The organism is Winogradskyella sp., assembly GCF_965228925.1.
In the GTDB taxonomy this organism is placed as follows: domain Bacteria; phylum Bacteroidota; class Bacteroidia; order Flavobacteriales; family Flavobacteriaceae; genus Winogradskyella.
Genome location: NZ_OZ245845.1, coordinates 3,910,545 through 3,929,716, shown reverse-complemented (window position 1 = coordinate 3,929,716; position 19,172 = coordinate 3,910,545). Strand labels below are relative to the sequence as shown.

Annotated in this window: 18 protein-coding genes; 12 read left to right on the top strand and 6 right to left on the bottom strand. The window is 37.0% G+C overall.

What is annotated here, in order from left to right; all coding sequences use genetic code 11:
• Positions 1-8: 8 nt before the first annotated feature.
• On the bottom strand, positions 9-2,246 hold the full coding sequence (locus ACO052_RS16350; protein ID WP_422104863.1) for an AAA family ATPase: 2,238 nt from the start codon (positions 2,244-2,246) through the stop codon (positions 9-11).
• A gap of 286 nt (positions 2,247-2,532) precedes the next feature.
• Between ACO052_RS16350 and ACO052_RS16345 the strand changes: the two genes are divergently transcribed.
• The 3 genes from ACO052_RS16345 (at position 2,533) to ACO052_RS16335 (ending at position 5,858) form a co-directional block, all read left to right on the top strand.
• Entirely contained in the window at positions 2,533-3,810 is a 1,278-nt protein-coding gene (locus tag ACO052_RS16345) for an LVIVD repeat-containing protein (RefSeq protein WP_422104862.1), read from the top strand.
• Positions 3,811-3,909: 99 nt separating this feature from the next.
• Complete coding sequence (locus ACO052_RS16340) at positions 3,910-4,464, top strand: RNA polymerase sigma factor (RefSeq protein WP_422104861.1); 555 nt, start codon at positions 3,910-3,912, stop codon at positions 4,462-4,464.
• Positions 4,461-5,858, top strand: coding sequence for a hypothetical protein (locus ACO052_RS16335; protein WP_422104860.1), 1,398 nt, complete (start codon positions 4,461-4,463; stop codon positions 5,856-5,858). Before ACO052_RS16340 ends, ACO052_RS16335 begins: the two co-directional genes overlap by 4 nt.
• An 11-nt stretch (positions 5,859-5,869) precedes the next feature.
• Here ACO052_RS16335 and ACO052_RS16330 read toward each other — a convergent pair whose 3' ends face one another.
• Positions 5,870-8,038, bottom strand: a complete 2,169-nt coding sequence (locus ACO052_RS16330; protein WP_422104859.1) for a tetratricopeptide repeat protein — start codon at positions 8,036-8,038, stop codon at positions 5,870-5,872.
• Between the two features lie 141 nt (positions 8,039-8,179).
• Between ACO052_RS16330 and ACO052_RS16325 the strand changes: the two genes are divergently transcribed.
• The 8 genes from ACO052_RS16325 (at position 8,180) to ACO052_RS16290 (ending at position 15,401) form a co-directional block, all read left to right on the top strand.
• Positions 8,180-9,289 carry a DUF2891 domain-containing protein gene (locus tag ACO052_RS16325; RefSeq protein WP_422104858.1) on the top strand — a complete coding sequence of 370 codons (1,110 nt, stop codon included), beginning with the start codon at positions 8,180-8,182 and terminating at the stop codon, positions 9,287-9,289.
• Positions 9,289-10,512, top strand: coding sequence for an Nramp family divalent metal transporter (locus ACO052_RS16320; protein WP_422104857.1), 1,224 nt, complete (start codon positions 9,289-9,291; stop codon positions 10,510-10,512). The genes ACO052_RS16325 and ACO052_RS16320 overlap by 1 nt, the downstream gene beginning before the upstream one ends.
• Complete coding sequence (pxpA, locus tag ACO052_RS16315; protein ID WP_422104856.1) at positions 10,512-11,252, top strand: 5-oxoprolinase subunit PxpA; 741 nt, start codon at positions 10,512-10,514, stop codon at positions 11,250-11,252. Before ACO052_RS16320 ends, pxpA begins: the two co-directional genes overlap by 1 nt.
• Before the next feature lie 6 nt (positions 11,253-11,258).
• Positions 11,259-11,990 (top strand): 5-oxoprolinase subunit PxpB, encoded by a 732-nt coding sequence (gene pxpB, locus ACO052_RS16310; protein WP_422104855.1) that lies wholly within the window; start codon positions 11,259-11,261, stop codon positions 11,988-11,990.
• Complete coding sequence (locus ACO052_RS16305) at positions 11,983-12,831, top strand: biotin-dependent carboxyltransferase family protein (RefSeq protein WP_422104854.1); 849 nt, start codon at positions 11,983-11,985, stop codon at positions 12,829-12,831. The genes pxpB and ACO052_RS16305 overlap by 8 nt, the downstream gene beginning before the upstream one ends.
• A 133-nt stretch (positions 12,832-12,964) precedes the next feature.
• Entirely contained in the window at positions 12,965-13,351 is a 387-nt protein-coding gene (locus ACO052_RS16300; RefSeq protein ID WP_422104853.1) for a hypothetical protein, read from the top strand.
• 65 nt (positions 13,352-13,416) lie between these two features.
• The gene (locus ACO052_RS16295; RefSeq protein WP_422104852.1) at positions 13,417-13,929 is read left to right on the top strand and encodes a hypothetical protein; all 513 of its coding nucleotides are present in this window, start codon (positions 13,417-13,419) and stop codon (positions 13,927-13,929) included.
• A gap of 671 nt (positions 13,930-14,600) precedes the next feature.
• On the top strand, positions 14,601-15,401 hold the full coding sequence (locus ACO052_RS16290) for a sensor histidine kinase (protein WP_422104851.1): 801 nt from the start codon (positions 14,601-14,603) through the stop codon (positions 15,399-15,401).
• A gap of 3 nt (positions 15,402-15,404) precedes the next feature.
• Here the strand turns inward: ACO052_RS16290 and ACO052_RS16285 are convergent, their stop codons facing one another.
• Entirely contained in the window at positions 15,405-16,100 is a 696-nt protein-coding gene (locus ACO052_RS16285; RefSeq protein WP_422104850.1) for an RluA family pseudouridine synthase, read from the bottom strand.
• A gap of 311 nt (positions 16,101-16,411) precedes the next feature.
• The gene (panB, locus tag ACO052_RS16280; protein ID WP_422104849.1) at positions 16,412-17,230 is read right to left on the bottom strand and encodes a 3-methyl-2-oxobutanoate hydroxymethyltransferase; all 819 of its coding nucleotides are present in this window, start codon (positions 17,228-17,230) and stop codon (positions 16,412-16,414) included.
• 106 nt (positions 17,231-17,336) lie between these two features.
• Between panB and ACO052_RS16275 the strand changes: the two genes are divergently transcribed.
• Positions 17,337-17,795, top strand: a complete 459-nt coding sequence (locus tag ACO052_RS16275) for a nuclear transport factor 2 family protein (protein WP_422104848.1) — start codon at positions 17,337-17,339, stop codon at positions 17,793-17,795.
• A 90-nt stretch (positions 17,796-17,885) separates the two neighbouring features.
• Here ACO052_RS16275 and ACO052_RS16270 read toward each other — a convergent pair whose 3' ends face one another.
• Entirely contained in the window at positions 17,886-18,116 is a 231-nt protein-coding gene (locus ACO052_RS16270; RefSeq protein WP_422104847.1) for a hypothetical protein, read from the bottom strand.
• A gap of 303 nt (positions 18,117-18,419) precedes the next feature.
• A complete protein-coding gene (locus ACO052_RS16265; protein WP_422104846.1) occupies positions 18,420-19,151 on the bottom strand; it encodes a LytR/AlgR family response regulator transcription factor in 732 nt (243 codons plus the stop codon).
• Positions 19,152-19,172: the final 21 nt, after the last annotated feature.

The following is a 19,172-nucleotide window of genomic DNA, read 5'->3' as shown; positions in this document are numbered from 1 at the left end:
AATAGGTATTATTCTTTTATTTCGTCCTCATATTCTTTCCATAAATCATTTACATGATTTTTTGTACGCTCTTTAAGATCATTCCAATCTATCTTATTTTTTTCTTTTTGATTTGCCAATAATTGATCTACAGCGTAATACGCAAGCTCTTCCCTAAGCGTGTTTCCCATGAGGTTATATTGCTTAACTTTTTCAGATAAGGATTTAAGTTCAGCTCCAAGCTTTTCTTTATCCTCAGAACTAAGGTTGGCGTCTTCTTGTTTTCTTAAAAGCTCATAATATTTGTAAAAGGTCTCACTTTCTTCAGGATCGACAACAGAGTACAAACCAAAAAAAGGCGAAGTCAATATCTGATCGATTCTAAACTTGGATGGGTCAGGTAAATCATCTATTATCGTCACATCAGAATCTTCGTATTCTACGACAATAGCCTCACCATCCTGTATTCCTCTTAAACATAAAGGTTCATGCGATGTCACTATAAATCGCATCTTTTTAAAAGCCCTTCTTAATGCTTTAACAATTCTCATTTTCCACCTAGGGTGAAGATGAGTTCCAAGTTCATCAATAATTATAATACCTTGGACATCTTGAAAATCCGAATGCATTACATTCTTTTTAGTCAATACTTCATTAATCGTTCGACATATATCACAGACAAGTGCTATGAGTACTTTATAACCATCACTTAATGTAGAAAGAACCATATCTGGTCGTCCAGGCTCAATGAACCAGATTTCACCATTTTTTTCAATGATATTGCCCTCATCATCTTTTTCTTTCTGCTTTTTAGTGAGACCCAAAACTTCTTTTATGACAACAGAGACTAAGTTAAAAGTTGCTTCATCTTTAATCTTTTTGTCGTCAGTTTTTCCGGTTTTATTTTTTAGACTTAATAACCATTTCTCTGCATTGACCAGCCCTAAAGTAGGATCAAAAAGATTCCCCACTTTAATACGATACTTATGATTTTGTTCTTTTATACCTCTTGTAGTTGCCATTAGTCTTGTTGAACCATAAGCAATAACAAATGTTGTTGTGGCCTCATTGGTGCCTTCAATGCTATTAGATCTAATAACAAGATTGTAAATACCCTGACTGGTTTCGAGCTTTACGGTACACTTGCGTTTTCCACGTTGTAAGAACTCCTTAGGATTTAGGTTTAATTTCTTCCTAGCACTTTCACCAATTAAAGCAAGGGTCACCGCCTGTATAATACTACTTTTGCCAGAACCATTTTCTCCTAAAAAGAAAGCCCAGCTTGTACCTTTTGAGGTGTCTTGAGGAAACTCAAAACGGAGATTAGTAATGTTTTTAAAATTTGTAATTTCTAAGGAATGTAATTGGACAAATTCTACAGTTCTATCTATTTTTGGGAATGTTTCCTTGGGTATTTTTGGACTATCACTTTTTTTATGTTGTAATTCCTCTTGCTGTTTAAACTTTTCAACGACGTCAACAAAAATTTTCTCGCCGAGAGATGGATCTTTATCTTTCGTTGATATAACTTCAGTCAAATCAGCTGCTAAATATGGGTTTTCAGATATTTTTTTTCTGAGAAAAAACCGCTTTAATCCAATAAATTCTTCATTGAGATTCATTGAAGATATTGAAGTAATTGAATTACTCGATAACAGCTTTTTAACTAAGACTTTCCTTCGATTTTTAAGGCTAATCCTATTTAATTGAAATAACTCAATGGTTACTTGTCCTATTCGCGTTCTACTTTGGATACTGCCATCATCTTCATAATAAAAATGTTCTTCCGGATCCTCTGTGCAAGGATCAATAAAAAGTCTTTCCTCTACGCGATCAACCTGTTCAATTTCAATGTTACTATCTGCTCTAAAGGATTTTACAGGAAAAAAGGTTGATTTGTGTTCGTTACACTCATTACATATTAAATAGAGATTTTTCCATTCATAAGTATACCAATAGTAGTGGTCAGGTGCTACTTCACCATTAAGATTTTTTGCCGAGCGGCGAGGTCTTAAGCGATGGTTTAGAGGGTAAAGATTTTTTCTGTCAACCTGCTGTTCGCAGAATGCACATTTGCCATTGAACTCATCGCGAAGAATAGTTTCAATCCTATGTTCGGTAATGAGATTTTCCTCCTGAGTATGTGATCTTTTTTGAGCACGTATATTTTGTTCTTGCTCGTAAAAGAGATCATCAGAATGTTTTGCCCTAAGAATAACATCTTCTCTAAAAAATGGTGGTTCAGGACCTCTATTATGTTTGATCATAATACAAAATGTTTTAATTTAAAATGCATAATAATCTTAACAAACCTGTAAATCTGTATGGTTATTAAATTTTAAAAAATGCTATTAGGTCTAAGGAGATGAATTATCAACATCGAAAGTAATTCGGTGCATCACCTAAAATACAAAAAATGAGTAGACTATTAATGCTTTTTGTCAAGTAATGTTTGCGAGTAGAGCAGATAAGTCAATAAGTAACTGAAATATCTTTTTCACAAAAACACTGCAACCTTTTATTTTTTTTTCATCTTATAAGAAAACAACCCATATGAAACACAAAAGTTTACCTTTCATTCTTGTTGTGGCACTCTGCCTACAGCTTATCAATTGTAATAATGATGATGATTCAATTGGAATTACAGATCCCGTTGCCGTAACCGTGCCTGTGATTAAGTCTAAATCCGAAATTCGAAATGATATATCCATCGAAAGTGCGCAACCCACAAATTCAGATGGTAAGATATACGTGTATAACGATTTGCTGTTTTATATCGCACAAAATTCGGGCATACATATTTTCGATAATCAAAACCCGGAATCTCCTCAGAACCTAAGCTTTATCAAGCTAGAAGGCGTTAATGATATTTCCATAAAGAACAATATCTTATATGCGGATAACTTTATGGATTTAGTGGTATTTGATATTAACAATTTAAATGCCATTCAAATGGTTAATGTAGAGGAAGATATGTTGCCGTATTATGCTACATTTCCTACAGATGCATCATATTTTCAGTCTAGTTTCTCTATAAATGAGGATGAGTTTGTAGCCTATTATACAACCATCTACATGGAAAGACAAGAAGCTGAAAACGATCCTGCTATCTATAACTGGGATTTCAATTTGTTTTTAGAAGATACGGCTGGAGCAGTTTCGGCCAATGAAGTGGGTACAGGGGGCTCTTATGCAAAATTTCAGATCTACAATAACGCCTTATATACCATAAGTGATTACTCTTTGTTAACCTTTGATATCACTGATTATAATAATATTTCGTTCGTCGGAGAAACTTGGATGGAAGGATGGTTTGGTGGCGCTGTGCTCGAAACCACTTACATAAGAAAGGACTATTTATTTATTGGAGCAACCAATGGAATGCACATTGTTGGTTTGCAGAATGCCTTCAGTCCGGCTTACACATCCTCATTTTTACACGCTACTGGCTGTGATCCCGTAGTGGTGGAAGGCGATACAGCTTATATTACCGTGAGAGGAGGAAATAGTTGTGGGTCCATAGAAGATCAAGTTAATGTTATTGATATCTCCGATATTAGTGCACCCCAGGAATATTCCACATACTTTCTGTCTAGTCCTTATGGTTTAGGTATTAAAGATGAGGTCTTGTATGTGTGCAATGATCAAGGTATCAATGTATTCGATGTACAAAACCCGAATAACATTGTTTTAGAAAATACCTATAATGTGGTGTCGAAAGATGTTATTCCGCTATCCTCACATCTCATCTCCGTTGGAGAAAATGTCATTCATCAATATGACTATACCGAGGATTTTGGATTAGAATTGATCAGTACAGTTCAATTCTAAAGAAACCATCAAAGCCCTTTACTCTAGGTGGCGGTCTATTGATGTTGTTAGTTATTAATAAATTTAACCCTTATAATACATATATAGATAAGAACCAGCTTGGACGAAAAACTGCGAATACTCATACAAAAATGTGTTGAGAAAGATCGGGAAGGGCAGCGCGAATTATACACGCTGCTCTCTCCTGTATTGTATGGTATTTGCCTAAAGTATATGAAAACCAAGACCGAAGCAGACGATGTCTTTCAGGATGCGTTCATTATTCTGTTTCAAAAGATAGGACAATATAAATTTAAGGGGAGTTTTGAAGGTTGGGCCAAACGAATTTTCGTAAATGAAGCCATTGAGGTGTTGCGGAAAAAGCAGCGCCAAGTCCATGTGGCCATTGAAGATACGGAAGCAACCAATACGTTTGAGGATACGACACCTAACTTAGGTATCGAGATATCTCAAGATGAACTGTTAAAACACATACAACAATTGCCTGATAATTATAGGCTCATATTCAACCTTTATGTGTTAGAGGGAGAGAGCCATAAGCATATCGCCGAAAAGTTGAATATGGCAGAGGGCACATCAAAGTCCATATTGAGTAGGGCAAAGCGTATGTTAAGAACCAAAATAAATGAGGAATTAAGTAAAAAAGTATCATGAAGAAGGATCATATAGAAGATTTATATAGCGATCTGAAGGATTTTTCCAAGGAGCCTCCATCGGAATTGTGGGATCATATTGAAGCTAGACTGCATCCTAAAAAGAAGCGTCGTGGCGTATTTTGGCTATGGGGCTCGGCTGCAGCTATATTGGTAGTATTTGTTGGGTATATGCTTAGCAATTTGGACAATAACAACGGTCCTATCAAGGAAATTACAGATATAGAGCATACCGAAGATCATGATACGATTGATGAATTGAAAGACCGTACTACTAAAACTATAAACGAAGCAATTACCATTACAGAAGACGAAGAAACCTTACCAGATACTACCAATAACAATAAAGGGATAATCGATAACGTAGAGAATCAAAAACAACGATCCCATCAAAATTTAGTAAAGCAAAAAGCACAAAAGAAGAATTTGGCAGAACATAGTATTGAAAAGCCCCAAGATAAAAAAGAAGAGACGTCTAAATTTGATCGTAACTATGCCATAGCTAGCCAAGAAGAAGCACCTAAAAAGTCTGCTAAGGAGGCGGTCTCAATTTCAAAAGGCGAACTTGAAAGCGCTATGGATAGTATGGAGGATAAAGGCATTGCCCATAATGACTCCATTCCAAAACCTAAAGAACCTGCTCTTTTAGATATTTCTGAAGTGCTGATGGCTGAAAACGAGTCAACCAAGGACACGCTGAATACTGGACTTGAAGGTGTTTCTAAATGGTCGGTCGAGGCCTTAGGCGGCTTGTCAAATACGGCCTCAGATGCCTCTTTTCAAGGCACCATGGTAAATACCACGTCGCAAAACAATTTTGTATACACCGTAAGAGTGGGCTATGCACTGACCGACAGGTTGGTGGTGAAATCTGGTATTGGTAATAATGTATTAGGTCAAGAGATTAACAATATTGGTTATCTCAGCGCAGATACGCCTATGCTTTCGGGAGGTCCACAAAACATCATAAGCAATCAAGAAATCTTTTTTGTAGCGTCTCCAGGCTTTGCTAGTCAAGATGGCAGTTCTGAAACCACAACGGATTTTGGGACCTTGGAGCAACAGTTCAACTATCTTCAAATCCCCTTAGAATTTTCATATAAAGTACTCAATAATCAAAAATATGCCTTGTCTTTAGGTATCGGTGGTAATGTCAACTTTTTAACGGATAACAGAGCTTTTCTGGATGGTGAGCAAATAGGAGAAAGCATAGGTGTTGAGGCGACGGTTTTTGGGGCGACGCTGAACTCGAATCTGTCCTATCAGTTGACGAAGCAGATGAATCTATTTGTAGAGCCGAGCTATAATTATTTTCAGAAACCTGTAAATACTACCGATCAGGAATTTTCCAATACGCAATTGAGAATTCTATTTGGATTACGCTATAAGCTTTAAAGTGAAAAAATCTAATCATCCTTCACAAAATAATTAGTCGCATTATCGTCTCCAGAACTATGTCTCCATACAAACTCCAAATCTTCACCCACAATAAAACTGTAACTTTTCGAAGCCATTTTACCGGATGGATCCTCCTCAAAGGCCATAATTGTGCCTAAGCGTGTTAAGTCCATATAACGATTTTCAGAAATGGGCAATAGCTCTACTTTAGGCAATTCAGTATTGGCATCTTTCCGCTTGTAATAAAATTTTCCATCTTCTACCCAAAATTTTCTAGGCCCATAATCCCCCGCAAAAGATATGTTTTGTGATTGTATAGAATCTTTGCCTTTTGCCACAATATAATTCAAATGGTCTAAAGTATTCTTTAAATAGGTGTGCTTAGGATTCTCTCGTAAGGCAATTTCATATAAGGATGTGGCCTCCTCATGATTACCACTATCAAACGCCTCATGTGCTTTTTTTATGACTTCGTCTTCTTTCCAGTACCAGTATAGATTCTTATTCTTATTATATAGTTCATGAAAAAGATAGCCGATAGGTTTACCATTATCATCTAATATAAGTTCGTATTTATAGGTTTCATTATTAATGAAACCAGTAACTAAAATATGATCACCCCCAGGCAAAAGCGCATACATTATCTGGTTCTTTACATACTGAATAACTCTATTATGCTCAATCCAAAATGTATGAACCTGCTCATTAAACCCGGCCCTGTAGGTTCCTTCAAAGTTTTTAAATCTATTGATGTTATATCCGTTCTTTTTAAGATAAACCACTGCGGAATCGTAAACACTAGCACGGTATCGATATCCAGGATAGAGGGTCCCTATATCCTCCAAAAGATCTTCAGCCTTTTTGAGGTCACCTTTAAATAATAGAGGTTGCAATCTAAATATTTTAAGGTTTGGACTTATGATTTCATACTTCTTAATTTCTTGAATTAATAAGTCATCATCTCCGTTGACCAAAGCAGCAATCGCTAAGTTCATACCGGTCTCAGCATCTTGATCTATATCGAATAATTTGTACGACGCCTCCAAGTACTTATCCGTTTCTTGGGTCTCGCCATATATACTAAACAAAACTTGATTATAGAACTCATTATGTGGGTCGACTTCTAATTGTAGCTTTACCTGTTCGGCAGCATCTTCAAAATTTTCATAGGCCAGATTACGCTGAATATGAACTTCGAGTTGTTTTTGTAAGGGCAATCGATTTCTATTTTCAAAAGCCTTATCTGTTAAATCTTGAACTTCTAATTTTCCTCTACTTACTCGCAGAGATTGTTTGGCATAGGCCAAATAGGCTAGCGCAAATTTTTTGTCAATGGCGACCGCCTTGGTGTAATTCCCATTGATATATTCTTTGATGGCTGTCATGGAGTCGCTCATAAACTCATTGATGGGATAATCGAGATAGCGTAATTGCCTAGTTTCTACGAATCCTGAATTTTCTATAATAAACACGGTAATCTCATCGATTAGCGGCAAAAACTCAGCACCACTGAAGGTGTCTTGTGCTAAAATCTTACCATTAGTCGCTTTTTTCTTAAAAACATTGATTACATAATTATCGCCTTCTTTTTTGTAGTCGCCATCAATATAAAAGTCATTAAAAAGAGAGGCTTCTTCTATTTTGGTGCGTGTATTAGTAATAAATGAAAAGTATGGACTCAAACTTTTATTCTGATATAGGTCTTCTTCGAGTAACCTACCAATGCCATAGCGCATCCAATTTAAGGATTCATCTTTGGTTAAATTTTTAAAGCCAAATATGGGTACACCAATTCTAAATTCTTCTTTAGTAATGATTTCACTTTGTGCTAGCCCTTGTTCGTCCGTGTATTTTACCTCTTTAGTTGTTGCACCCAAATCCGTGTTACCGAAGCCGAAGTATAAACCAATAAACAGAATAATAAAGTTTAGAGGGATTAAAATTTTCTCTCTCAGTTTTACGATACGCTTACTTAAACGTTCCTGATGGTAAAGGTAAATGAGTAGGGAAGGGCTAATACCTATAAAAAACCACAGCAAAATATCTACCCAATGCGGTGAAATATTATAGCGATTGAGAACCCAATCTACAAACTGTAAAAACGTCCATGCCGCTACAAGATAAGCGGCGAAGAATTTTAAGGTATTAATCCATTTCTTTTTTACTTCAGGGGACATTGAGACTAATTATTTTATTAATACATTGTAAAATTCAAGTTTAAAGATAAATAGTATTCTCAGTATTTCAAGTGTATTCACTTAAAAGTTACTTAAAACTGCATTTTAATGTATTTTTACTAGACCAATACCTAACTTTCTATGAAATACTATGTCTCTATCTGTATACTTGCTTTACTTTTTAGTTGTCAAAATTCAGAAAACGTTACTCAGACGGTAGAAGAAAATGCTATTGAAAATGTAGATATCCCAAGATTAAACTTAGAACAGGCCAATCGTTTGGCGGCCTTGCCCTTGGCATGTGTAGCCACTGAATACCCCAATAAATTGGGACAGACTCTGGGAAGTGATGCGGACTTACAATCACCGCAGGACTTGCATCCTGCATTTTATGGCTGTTTCGATTGGCATTCGGCCGTACATGGTCATTGGAGTTTGGTGAGCTTAATACGGCAATTTCCGGATTTGGAAAAAAAGGTTGAGATTCATCAATGGCTGTTGCAAAGTATTTCTAAAGACCATATTTTAAAGGAAGTCGACTATTTTAATGGGAAGCACAATACATCATACGAGCGCACCTATGGTTGGGCTTGGCTGCTTAAGTTAGCCGAGGAATTGCATCAATGGGATCATGTAACGGCGAGAAAGGCAGAGGCCAATCTTCAGCCCTTAACGGATTTAATCGTTGAACGCTATTTAGAGTTTCTGCCCAAGCTTAACTATCCTATTCGTGTAGGCGAGCATCCCAATACCGCCTTTGGATTAAGCTTTGCATACGATTATGCACAGACCATTGGTCATACAGAACTAAAAACCGCAATAGAAAAAAGAGCCAAAGATTTCTATATGAACGATAGAGTTTGCCCGCTTAATTGGGAGCCTAGCGGCTTCGATTTTCTATCGCCATGTCTCGAAGAAGCGGCCCTAATGAAGCGTGTATTGCCGAAGGCGGAATTCGAGATTTGGATTGTAGAGTTCTTACCGCAATTGCAATCTAAAACCTTTCAGATGGAAACAGGTAAAGTGTCGGACAGAACCGATGGTAAATTGGTTCATCTCGATGGGGTCAATTTTTCTAGAGCTTGGAGCTTAAATTATATCGCCAAAGGATTACCGGACTATGCACATCTTAAGAACCTTGCCAATCAGCATATTAATTATTCATTGCCAAGTATTATCGGCGATAGTTACGAAGGCGGCCATTGGTTAGGGAGTTTTGCTATTTATGCTTTGAATTCCATTGAAGACTAATGAGAAAGTTCATTAAGCATATCGGACCTGGACCTTTAGTGGCTGCGGCTTTTATTGGTCCTGGTACTGTAACCGTCTGTACGTTAGCGGGTGCTAATTTTGGATACACACTGCTCTGGGCAATGGTATTATCTATTGTAGCGACCATAGTATTGCAAGAAATGGCAGCGCGTTTAGGTGTCGTTGCACAAAAGGGATTATCTGAAATTATTAGAGAAGAACTAAAGCATCCTATCATAAAAGCCCTTGCTATATGTTTAATCATTTGTGCAATCGTTATTGGAAATGCCGCATATGAAGCGGGAAATATTAGTGGGGGAGCACTTGGTATGGAGGCCTTGTTCGGAAATTTGACATTTCAACTTAGTCATTTTAAGCTCAAAGTCATGCCTCTGATTATAGGTGTTCTAGCATTTATATTGTTGTATTTGGGAAACTATAAGATTTTAGAACGTTTTTTAGTCGGTTTGGTCGTATTGATGAGCTTGGCTTTTTTAACCACAGCACTAATCACAAAACCTAATCTGTTACAGATTTTAAAAAGTGCATTAGTGCCTTCCATTCCAGAAAACGGTATTCTCACTATTGTTGGGCTCATCGGAACAACGGTGGTGCCTTATAATCTTTTTTTACACGCGTCATTGGCAAAAACCAAATGGAAAGATAAATCTGATTTAAGTTATGCAAGGAAGGATACCATACTAGCCGTGATTTTAGGAGGAATCGTATCCATGAGTATTATTATCTCAGCATCGGTAATGCAGTCCCAAGAGATTTCCAATGCTTCCGATTTGGCAAGAGGGCTAGAGCCTTTATTTGGCGTCTACGCCAAGCAATTCTTATCTTTAGGATTATTTGCAGCCGGACTAACAAGTGCCATTACAGCGCCCTTAGCCGCTGCCTTTGTCGCTAGCGGTTGTCTGGGGTGGGATTCCCATCTTAAATCCTTGAAATTTAGAGCAGTTTGGATATTTATATTGGTATTAGGTGTTGCGTTTTCGACCGTTGGTTTCAAATCCATCGAGATTATAAAGTTTGCTCAAGTTGCCAATGGCCTATTATTGCCCATAATAGCGGGTTTTTTACTCTGGGTAATGAATAAAGCCTCCGTTTTGGGGCACTACAAGAATTCCAAAACTCAAAACGTTTTGGGCTTATTAATTGTTCTAATAGCTTTAGGTCTAGGAGTAAAAGGGATTTTGAGTGTTTTTAATTGGATATAATGAGTGACTATGCCATAGATATTAATGCCGATGTTGGTGAGGGTTTAAATAACGAACCTGACTTAATGCCATATCTGTCTTCATGCAGTATTGCCTGTGGTGGCCATGCAGGTAATCTACAAACCATGACTGATGCAGTGCGATTGGCAAAAACCCATAATGTTAAGATTGGAGCACACCCGTCCTTTCCGGATAAAGTAAATTTCGGGCGAACGCTTATGACGATGTCAGCGGCAGATTTATATACGACGTTAAAGCAACAGGTCAGAGCCTTACAAAAGGTTCTCTATGACGAAAATACACAGTTGCATCACATTAAACCCCATGGCGCCTTGTATAACTTGGCTGCTAAGGATGAAAAAACGGCTAAGGTTATCATAGAAGTTGTAAAGAGTATCGCGCTGCCATTACAACTTTACGCACCTTACCAATCTGTTATGGCTAAATGTGCTCAAAGTGAAAACATTCGGGTCACCTATGAAGGCTTTGCCGATAGAAACTATAACGAGGATTTGTCTCTGTTATCTAGGACAAATGACAAGGCTATTCTGAACGATAAACACGACGTTTTGAGTCATGTTTTAAGAATGGTAAAGCACGAAAGTGTCACAGCTGTTACTGGAGTAAAAGTGCCGATAAAAGCCTCGACGTTTTGTGTCCACGGTGATACTAAAAATGCACATGAAATTTTGAAATTTCTCAGACAGGAACTATCTAAAAACAACATCAAAATTCAGTAGATTTTCATGGACTATAAGCTTCGATATTCACAGTACAATGAACGCTCAATTCTAATAGAATGGCCGGCAATTATTGATGAAAATATCTTAGAAAGTATCTTAAATTTCAAAAAAAGGGTTTCAAAAAATGGTGTTAAACAAATAGTTGATGTAATACATACATATAACTCAATATTAATTATTTATGATTTGACTATAGAAAATATCAATGATAGATTTTTAGAGCTAAAAGCACTTTTAAACCACCAAAGCGAAGCTATAGCGATGACATCTAATCATTGGGAAATCCCAGTGTGTTACGACGACGAATTTGGAACGGATTTAGAAGCCTTTTCAATAGAAAAAAAAATGCCAAAAGCTGAGATTATCGAACGGCATACAAAAGACAGTTACACAGTTTTTTTTATTGGCTTTTTGCCGGGGTTTTTATACTTGGGTGGGCTTGATACCAAACTGCACTTAGATCGGAAAAAGACCCCAAATTTGGATGTCAAAAAAGGAGCCGTTGGTATTGGCGGACAGCAAACGGGAATCTATCCTCAAGATAGCCCTGGAGGTTGGCATATTATAGGTCAAACACCGGTGGAACTATTCAACGCGGCCTATGATTCTCCTTGTCCTATTCAAGCGGGCGATACACTAAAGTTTGTTCCCATAAAAAAACAGACCTACTTTGATATAGAAAGCCAAATCGCTAGGGCTACATTTCAACTTAAACCCATAGCTCCAAATGATTAAGGTTTTAAAGGCTGGATTTTATACAACCCTACAAGATTCTGGACGATTCGGTTTTAGAGGATATGGTGTGCCCGTATCTGGTGCCATGGATTCCTATTCCAGTCAATTCGCTAATGCCTTATTGGGGAATCATGAGCAGGCCGCTGTTTTAGAAATGACTATGGTTGGTGGAACATTTCAGTTTACTGCTCCAACGTTAATAGTGATTTCGGGGGCGCTTATGGAACCGCATTTAAATAATGAACCTATAAGTCAAAATACAATTACAGCTATAGCTCCCAATGATATCTTAAGCTTTGGTAAGACTTCCCTAGGATTTAGGACCTATCTAGCCATTAAAGGGGGCTTTGTTTCAGAAAAGATGCTAAATAGCCAGAGTCAATATGGCGCCATAACAGCAAGCTCTACGATTAAGAATAATGATATCCTAAAGCATGCGAGTTTGAGTCAGGAGTTCCAAGAATCTAATGCCTCAGTTAAATACGAGGACTCCATATTAGTTAATGGTAGTTTGGAGGCTTATAAAGGTCCTGAATTTGATGGTCTAATTGAACATCAAAAACGTGATTTACTAAATCGAACACTTAAAGTATCAAAACTGAATAATAGAATGGCCTATCAACTAGAACCCCTAATACCTAATGATTTAATACCAATATTGACGGCGCCTGTGTTACCGGGAACTGTTCAATTAACGCCACAGGGGCACTTAATTGTACTTATGCGCGATTGTCAAACAACAGGAGGTTATCCCAGAGTATTGCAACTTACAGAAAGGTCTATAAATAGTCTTAGTCAAAAGACCGTGGGAAATACCCTAAAAATCAGACTAAAAGAGTAGTGGCGTAAGAAAAATTTTAATAAAGTTTTGTGGTCTGCATTTAAATTCCATAATTTTATACTAATCCCTTAATTCCTAATAACCCTTAATTAGTAACCAAAAACTAATTATTAACTACTAAACTAACTGAGAAATGAGCAACCCAAAAGGTTTAATTACGCCTGAACAGGCGAAAGCTTTAAATGATGCTTACACCGCAAGATGCGAACTGGTAAGCAAAGACATTACAAAACGAGAGGACAACCGATCGTCCTGGTATTCACTTCAAGAGATTAAGGATTTTTTAGACTATGCCGAAACCCAAGCTAAAAGTTTGGGCTATACCATGGACGGTATCCGTATTTATTGCGGTGCCTATCCCAAGGTTGATGGTCAAGCAGGTTATTCGACGTCGTTTATTGTCCCTACGGCAAGTAGCAGTGAGGAGGATGGAGATGGCCAAAGCCATGATATTCAAGGGGCGAATGGCCTAAATTTTGGACAAAATGGTTACCCTCCAGGTGGCAATTATCCACAGTAAGTTTTCTTTTCTGGGCATTTAACTATGCCCAGAATTAACTGTTCATTAATTTAAATTTACTTATCATGAAAAACTTTGGATTATTTATCCTAGGTCTCATTATTGGTGCCTTGGTAGTCTACTTTTATTGCTGTAACGATGCCAATATTTCTGATCCTCCCGAAATTGAGGAGCCAGAAGGTTTAATCACACCCTCAGAGGCCATGGTATTGGATCAAGCCTATAACCTTAGACATAGAATTATTAGTGATTCGCTTTTTAGTAACGCTCCAACAAGCGATAACCGCTCCTCTTGGTATGCATTAGAGGATATTACATCGTATATAGAATATGCTCAAGAACAAGCCGATTCTTTGGGCTACACCCTAGATGGTTTAAGACTTTATGCTGGGGCTTATCCAGATACTAAGGAGGGGCCTGGTCTCATGACCATGTTCTTTATTCCTACAGGAACTAAAAACACTGCTCAAGGCAGTTTATTTCCAATACCTCAAGGAGGGAGTAATGATATTCAAGGGGCTAAAGGTTTGAACTATGGACAAAATGGCCATCCACCAGGAGCAAACTATCCTCAATAATTATTTTGCTCAGGTGTGCTAGGTTTTTTGACCAACATATTCGAATTACTAGCTGCATTTGCGGGATTCTATTATTTATCGAAAAATAAAAATTCAAGATTAAGGAGTTTTGTTTATTTTTTGGTAATAACAGTGCTTGTAGATGCATTAGGTACGTATGCCAATTTGTACAATACTCTGGATTTTTTGAAGCCCATTGAGAATACGATATTCAAAGAGAATTTTTGGCTTTATAATACATTTCAAATAGGATCATTATTTTTTTACATGATTTTTTATAGAAGTTTAATCGTTTCAGATAATTATAAGAAGCTCATAAATCTGCTTATCATTTTATCTGTATTCGTTATTGCTTATAATATTTATGTAAATGGTTTATCGTATTTCACTATGAATATAAAGTATAATTTTATTTGGACAACTTTTTGTGTTTTTATGTGCATAGCATTATACTTTTATGAACTTCTTATGAGCGACGAGATTTTACTTTTTTTTAGATCTACTCTTTTTTATATTAGTATTGGATTATTACTTTGGTGGTTGATTTTCCCACCGTTTATTTTTTATATGCAATATTATAAAACTATTTATCCTGAAATGATGCGCTTCCGAGATGTAATTTTGATTTGTACTAATCTTTATTTATACGGTTGTTTTATAATCGGTTTTTTATGGGCCAGGGAGCATTAGAAAAAGAGGTTTTAGATTTAACTATTCTGATCTATTCGGTAGTTGTGATGGCAATTATCGCCATTACAATTATTGTATTTTTTATCGCTTTCCAAAAACGAAAAAATCAATTATTATTAGATCAGTTAAAACAAAAACAAGCCTTCGAGGAGGAATTGGCAAATGCCCAACAAGAAATCCAAGAAGCCACCTTAAAACATGTAGGCAGGGAGCTGCACGATAATGTTGGTCAGCTCTTATCGGTGGCTACCATGCAAATGAACGCCTTGTCCAAAGCCGTCCATGAAGACGTAAAATCTAAAGTTGATAGTGCCTCAGAGGCCCTAAAAGAGAGTTTGGCAGAAGTCCGAAACTTATCAAAATCCCTTAATAGCGATGTTATTGCTAACCTAGGGTTTGATGCCACCGTAAAAAATGAGATAGCGCGTTTAAATAAATCTGGACTCCTTACAGCCAATCTCAGTATTGAGGGTGAAAACATCAATTTTAAGAACAAAAAGGACGGCATCATCCTATTTAGAATATTGCAAGAATTTTTCTCAAATACCCTAAAGTATGCGGAAGCAGAACATTTGAATGTTCATTTAGATTATAACCCTAAGGCACTTCGCATTGAGGTCACAGACAATGGCAAGGGTTTTGACATCGATGGCGTAGAACAGGGTTCTGGAATGACCAACATGAAAAAACGCGCGGAGTTGATTGATACAGAATTTTATCTAGAATCTAAGCCTGATAAAGGTACTACACTCACATTGACATACGCTTACCGAGACCCTTAAAGTTTACAATACAGCTTGCCAAAGTGCATCATTTGGGACCGATGCGGTAATGAGAAGGGGTTCTTTTTTTACAGGATGGGTAAACGCGAGTTGTCTGGCATGTAAACTGATGCTTGCATCTTTGTTACTTCGGGGGAATCCGTACTTTAAATCCCCTTTAATCGGACAGCCTATCTTAGCGAGCTGACTACGGATTTGATGGTGCCTTCCAGTTTCTAAGTCAATTTCTAACAGATAAAAATGATCGAGTTTTTTAATGACCTTATAGTTGAGAATCGCTTTCTTACTTCCTTCAATCTCATGATCATAGGCGGTCGACTTATTATTTTTTGGGTTTTTCTTAAGCCAATGTACTAAGCGATTTTCGGACTTTGGAGGTTGCTGTTTCACTAAAGCCCAATAGGTTTTTTGGGCCTTTTTCTCGGCAAATAGTTTATTGAGTCTAGGTAAGGCTTTACTGGTTTTAGAAAATAGTACGATACCCGTCGTGGGGCGGTCCAGACGATGCACCACACCGAGATAAACATTTCCCGGTTTCTTATACTTTTCTTTTATATAGGCCTTGACAATGTCGCTTAGCGGTCGATCACCTGTCTTATCACCTTGAACGATATCGCCTGCACGTTTGTTGACTACTATAACGTGGTTGTCTTCGTAAAGAACTTGCAAATTAGTGGAGTTTGACAAGGTTTTAGACATATCCTAAAAAACTTAAAATAAATATATTTAGGAATGCTATATATACAAATAAAACAAGGTTGCCAATGAGACCAACATACTTTTTGTAATCGTTGTTTTCTTTTTTAATACCCGACAATATCCCAAATACTGCCCCCAAAACAATAGTTACATGATACGGAATAGTTAGCAAACCACCATCAATTATATATGATAAAATGATTAGAACTAAAGAGTAGATGAAAAGTCTAAACGCCCAATTCTTAAAAACCATACAATTCCCTTTCTATTTACCTACTGCCTACTACTCACTGCTTACTGAATACTGCCTACTAATACTGCTCCTTCTCATTTGGAAAGTCCTCGGACTTAACATCGGCAACATATTGGCTAATGGCCTTAGTCATATCTTCGTATAAATTCATATAGCGACGTAAGAATCGTGGATTGAATTCATGGGTCATTCCAATCATATCGTGAAGTACCAAAACTTGGCCATCCACGCCATCACCAGCCCCAATACCTATGATTGGTATCGAAACACTCTCAGCAACTTCCTTTGCCAATGTGGCAGGTATTTTTTCTAAAACAATACCAAAACAGCCTGCTTTTTCTAACATGATGGCATCTTCTTTTAGTTGTTGTGCTTCTTGTTCTTCTTTGGCTCTTACAGTGTAGGTTCCAAATTTATAAATAGATTGTGGGGTCAGTCCCAAATGGCCCATAACGGGAATCCCTGCATTGAGGATACGCTTTAAGGACTCTTTAATTTCCTTACCACCTTCAATTTTTACAGCATGTGCACCAGATTCTTTCATGATGCGTATGGCAGAACGCAAGGCTTCCTTGGGGTCACTCTGATAAGTTCCAAAGGGCAAGTCAACCACAATTAAAGCACGGTCAATAGCTCTTACCACTGAAGACGCATGGTAAATCATTTGGTCTAAAGTAATGGGCAATGTGGTCTCGTGACCTGCCATAACATTACTCGCAGAATCCCCAACTAAAACCACATCAACACCAGCACCATCCACAATTTTTGCCATGGTATAGTCATAGGCGGTGAGCATTGAGATTTTTTCGCCTTTGGCTTTCATATCGACCAAAGTCTTCACGGTAATTCTTTTGTATTCTTTTTTTGCGACTGACATAGTTTGTAAATTAGAGAATGTAAAAATAAGGGTTTTGTTAAACTTTTGTTTAATGCCTTATAGAAATACGGTCTAATCTTTAATTTCAGCCAAAACTATAACAATCATGAAAAAATTACCACTAGCATTTGTGTTATGCCTAGGATTAATGGGACATGCTCAAGACTCCGAAGAAGATCGTGTAAAGTCTACGATTATCAAGTTCTTTGAGGCTTTTCATAAGCAAGACACCACGGCCTTAAAGGCCATGGCCAAAGGGGATATTCCACTACAATCCATATCGGTCAATAAAGAGGGCAAAACGGTGTTACAAGAAAGCAGCTATGAAACCTTTATAAAAAGTATCGCTGGTATTCCGAAGGACAATACTTTTGAGGAAAAGTTGCTGGACTTTACTATTCAAGTAGATGGCGCTATGGCCAATGCATGGACGCCCTACGAGTTTTGGTATAATGGCAATTTTAGTCATTGTGGCGTGAATTCTTTCCAATTGATCAAAGAAGGGGACGAGTGGAAGCTAATTTATTTGGTAGATACGCGACGACGACAAGGGTGTAAGCCTTAATATAAAGAACTAATCGCGCTTCTAAATAAAAATATTCCCTGATAAGTATCAGGGAATAATGAGTAATATTTCTGACTGAAAATCTTTCAATTAGTAATACCAAAAACCACCACCTCCGGTACATACCGCTAGATACCCATCAATCGTGCAGTCTCCAGAATATCCTATGCAAGCTTCTGAATAACCTATAGTAATATCACCTCCAGTTCCCGTACCTACACAAGTTTTGTTGTTAGGATCCGGAACAGGAAAGTTACCCCCAAGAATGTCTTTTTGTTCAGCTCTATTTAGAACTTTTCCTAATGTTTTTAATTTTTTCATATTGTAAAGTGTTTAAAATAATTTTTAGCGAACCTTTAAAGACACTCGCTAGTTATGTCTATGCTTTTAAAGTCAATGTTGTGCTAAAAAAGGACCTCAGTTGGGTCGTAAGCCATAGGGGTATAGTTGCTATATCTTACACCAATCGGATAAGACATGGAACAGTGATTTTTTATGAAATTCACTTTTACTAGCTTAACACTAAGCTATTGATTTTCATTTGATTAATAGTATTAAAAATGATGAATAAGCTATATTAAATGAGGAGTGAATGGATTCTAATGATATCCATTATTGGAGAGACTAAGACATTTTCTTTATCAAGTGATTGAGCTGTTGTCGATTTTTGAGAGAAACATTAATAATCTCTCGATTGGTCATCTCTAAAGCCTCCCTTTTAATGATACGTTTCACATGTAAAACATTGATCAAGACAGATCGATTTGCTCTAAAAAAGCCCTTCTCGGCAAATAATTCCGTAAAGTACTTAAGAGAATTCGAAACAATTTCAGTTTTTCCCGAGGTCAATGTGAAGAGCGTAAAATTATGGTGGGCTTTGCAATAGAGTATAGTATCGAGCCCAACTAAAATATGATCGTAGCCAATACTTAAAAGAATCTTAGAATCGTCGTTTCTAATGAAGTTTTTGAATTGATTGAATTTAGATATGCCGTAGCGCTGAAGTCCATTTTTATAATAGGACAAAGCCTTATCTAATTCTGTAGGATCGATGGGCTTTAGTAAGTAACTCAGTGCAAAATGCTGAAAGGCCTTTTGATAATAATTATCAAATCCTGTAGTGAAAATAACCTCAAAGGTTCTTGCTTTCAGTTCATCTAGCAATTCAAAAGCATTACCATCGTCTAATTCTATATCCAAAAAAACAATATTTGGATTCGCTGTTTCAATTAAGATTTTTCCTACCTTTATTGAACCTGCAGTGTCCAATATTGTAATGTCTTTATGACGTCTCAATTGTGCAGTTAAATAGTGTAAGGCGTTAGCCTCATTTTCTATGACGACGACCTTGATCATGTTTTTTTTCAAATATACTGT

Excerpts from the sequence above, each read along its gene's own strand:
- ACO052_RS16350 (WP_422104863.1), bottom strand. The coding sequence starts at position 2,246 with ATGATCAAACATAATAGAGGTCCTGAACCACCATTTTTTAGAGAAGAT.
- ACO052_RS16345 (WP_422104862.1), top strand. The coding sequence starts at position 2,533 with ATGAAACACAAAAGTTTACCTTTCATTCTTGTTGTGGCACTCTGCCTA.
- ACO052_RS16335 (WP_422104860.1), top strand. The coding sequence starts at position 4,461 with ATGAAGAAGGATCATATAGAAGATTTATATAGCGATCTGAAGGATTTT.
- ACO052_RS16330 (WP_422104859.1), bottom strand. The coding sequence starts at position 8,038 with ATGTCCCCTGAAGTAAAAAAGAAATGGATTAATACCTTAAAATTCTTC.
- ACO052_RS16325 (WP_422104858.1), top strand. The coding sequence starts at position 8,180 with ATGAAATACTATGTCTCTATCTGTATACTTGCTTTACTTTTTAGTTGT.
- ACO052_RS16320 (WP_422104857.1), top strand. The coding sequence starts at position 9,289 with ATGAGAAAGTTCATTAAGCATATCGGACCTGGACCTTTAGTGGCTGCG.
- pxpA (WP_422104856.1), top strand. The coding sequence starts at position 10,512 with ATGAGTGACTATGCCATAGATATTAATGCCGATGTTGGTGAGGGTTTA.
- pxpB (WP_422104855.1), top strand. The coding sequence starts at position 11,259 with ATGGACTATAAGCTTCGATATTCACAGTACAATGAACGCTCAATTCTA.
- ACO052_RS16305 (WP_422104854.1), top strand. The coding sequence starts at position 11,983 with ATGATTAAGGTTTTAAAGGCTGGATTTTATACAACCCTACAAGATTCT.
- ACO052_RS16300 (WP_422104853.1), top strand. The coding sequence starts at position 12,965 with ATGAGCAACCCAAAAGGTTTAATTACGCCTGAACAGGCGAAAGCTTTA.
- ACO052_RS16295 (WP_422104852.1), top strand. The coding sequence starts at position 13,417 with ATGAAAAACTTTGGATTATTTATCCTAGGTCTCATTATTGGTGCCTTG.
- ACO052_RS16290 (WP_422104851.1), top strand. The coding sequence starts at position 14,601 with ATGGGCCAGGGAGCATTAGAAAAAGAGGTTTTAGATTTAACTATTCTG.
- ACO052_RS16285 (WP_422104850.1), bottom strand. The coding sequence starts at position 16,100 with ATGTCTAAAACCTTGTCAAACTCCACTAATTTGCAAGTTCTTTACGAA.
- panB (WP_422104849.1), bottom strand. The coding sequence starts at position 17,230 with ATGTCAGTCGCAAAAAAAGAATACAAAAGAATTACCGTGAAGACTTTG.
- ACO052_RS16275 (WP_422104848.1), top strand. The coding sequence starts at position 17,337 with ATGAAAAAATTACCACTAGCATTTGTGTTATGCCTAGGATTAATGGGA.
- ACO052_RS16270 (WP_422104847.1), bottom strand. The coding sequence starts at position 18,116 with ATGAAAAAATTAAAAACATTAGGAAAAGTTCTAAATAGAGCTGAACAA.
- ACO052_RS16265 (WP_422104846.1), bottom strand. The coding sequence starts at position 19,151 with ATGATCAAGGTCGTCGTCATAGAAAATGAGGCTAACGCCTTACACTAT.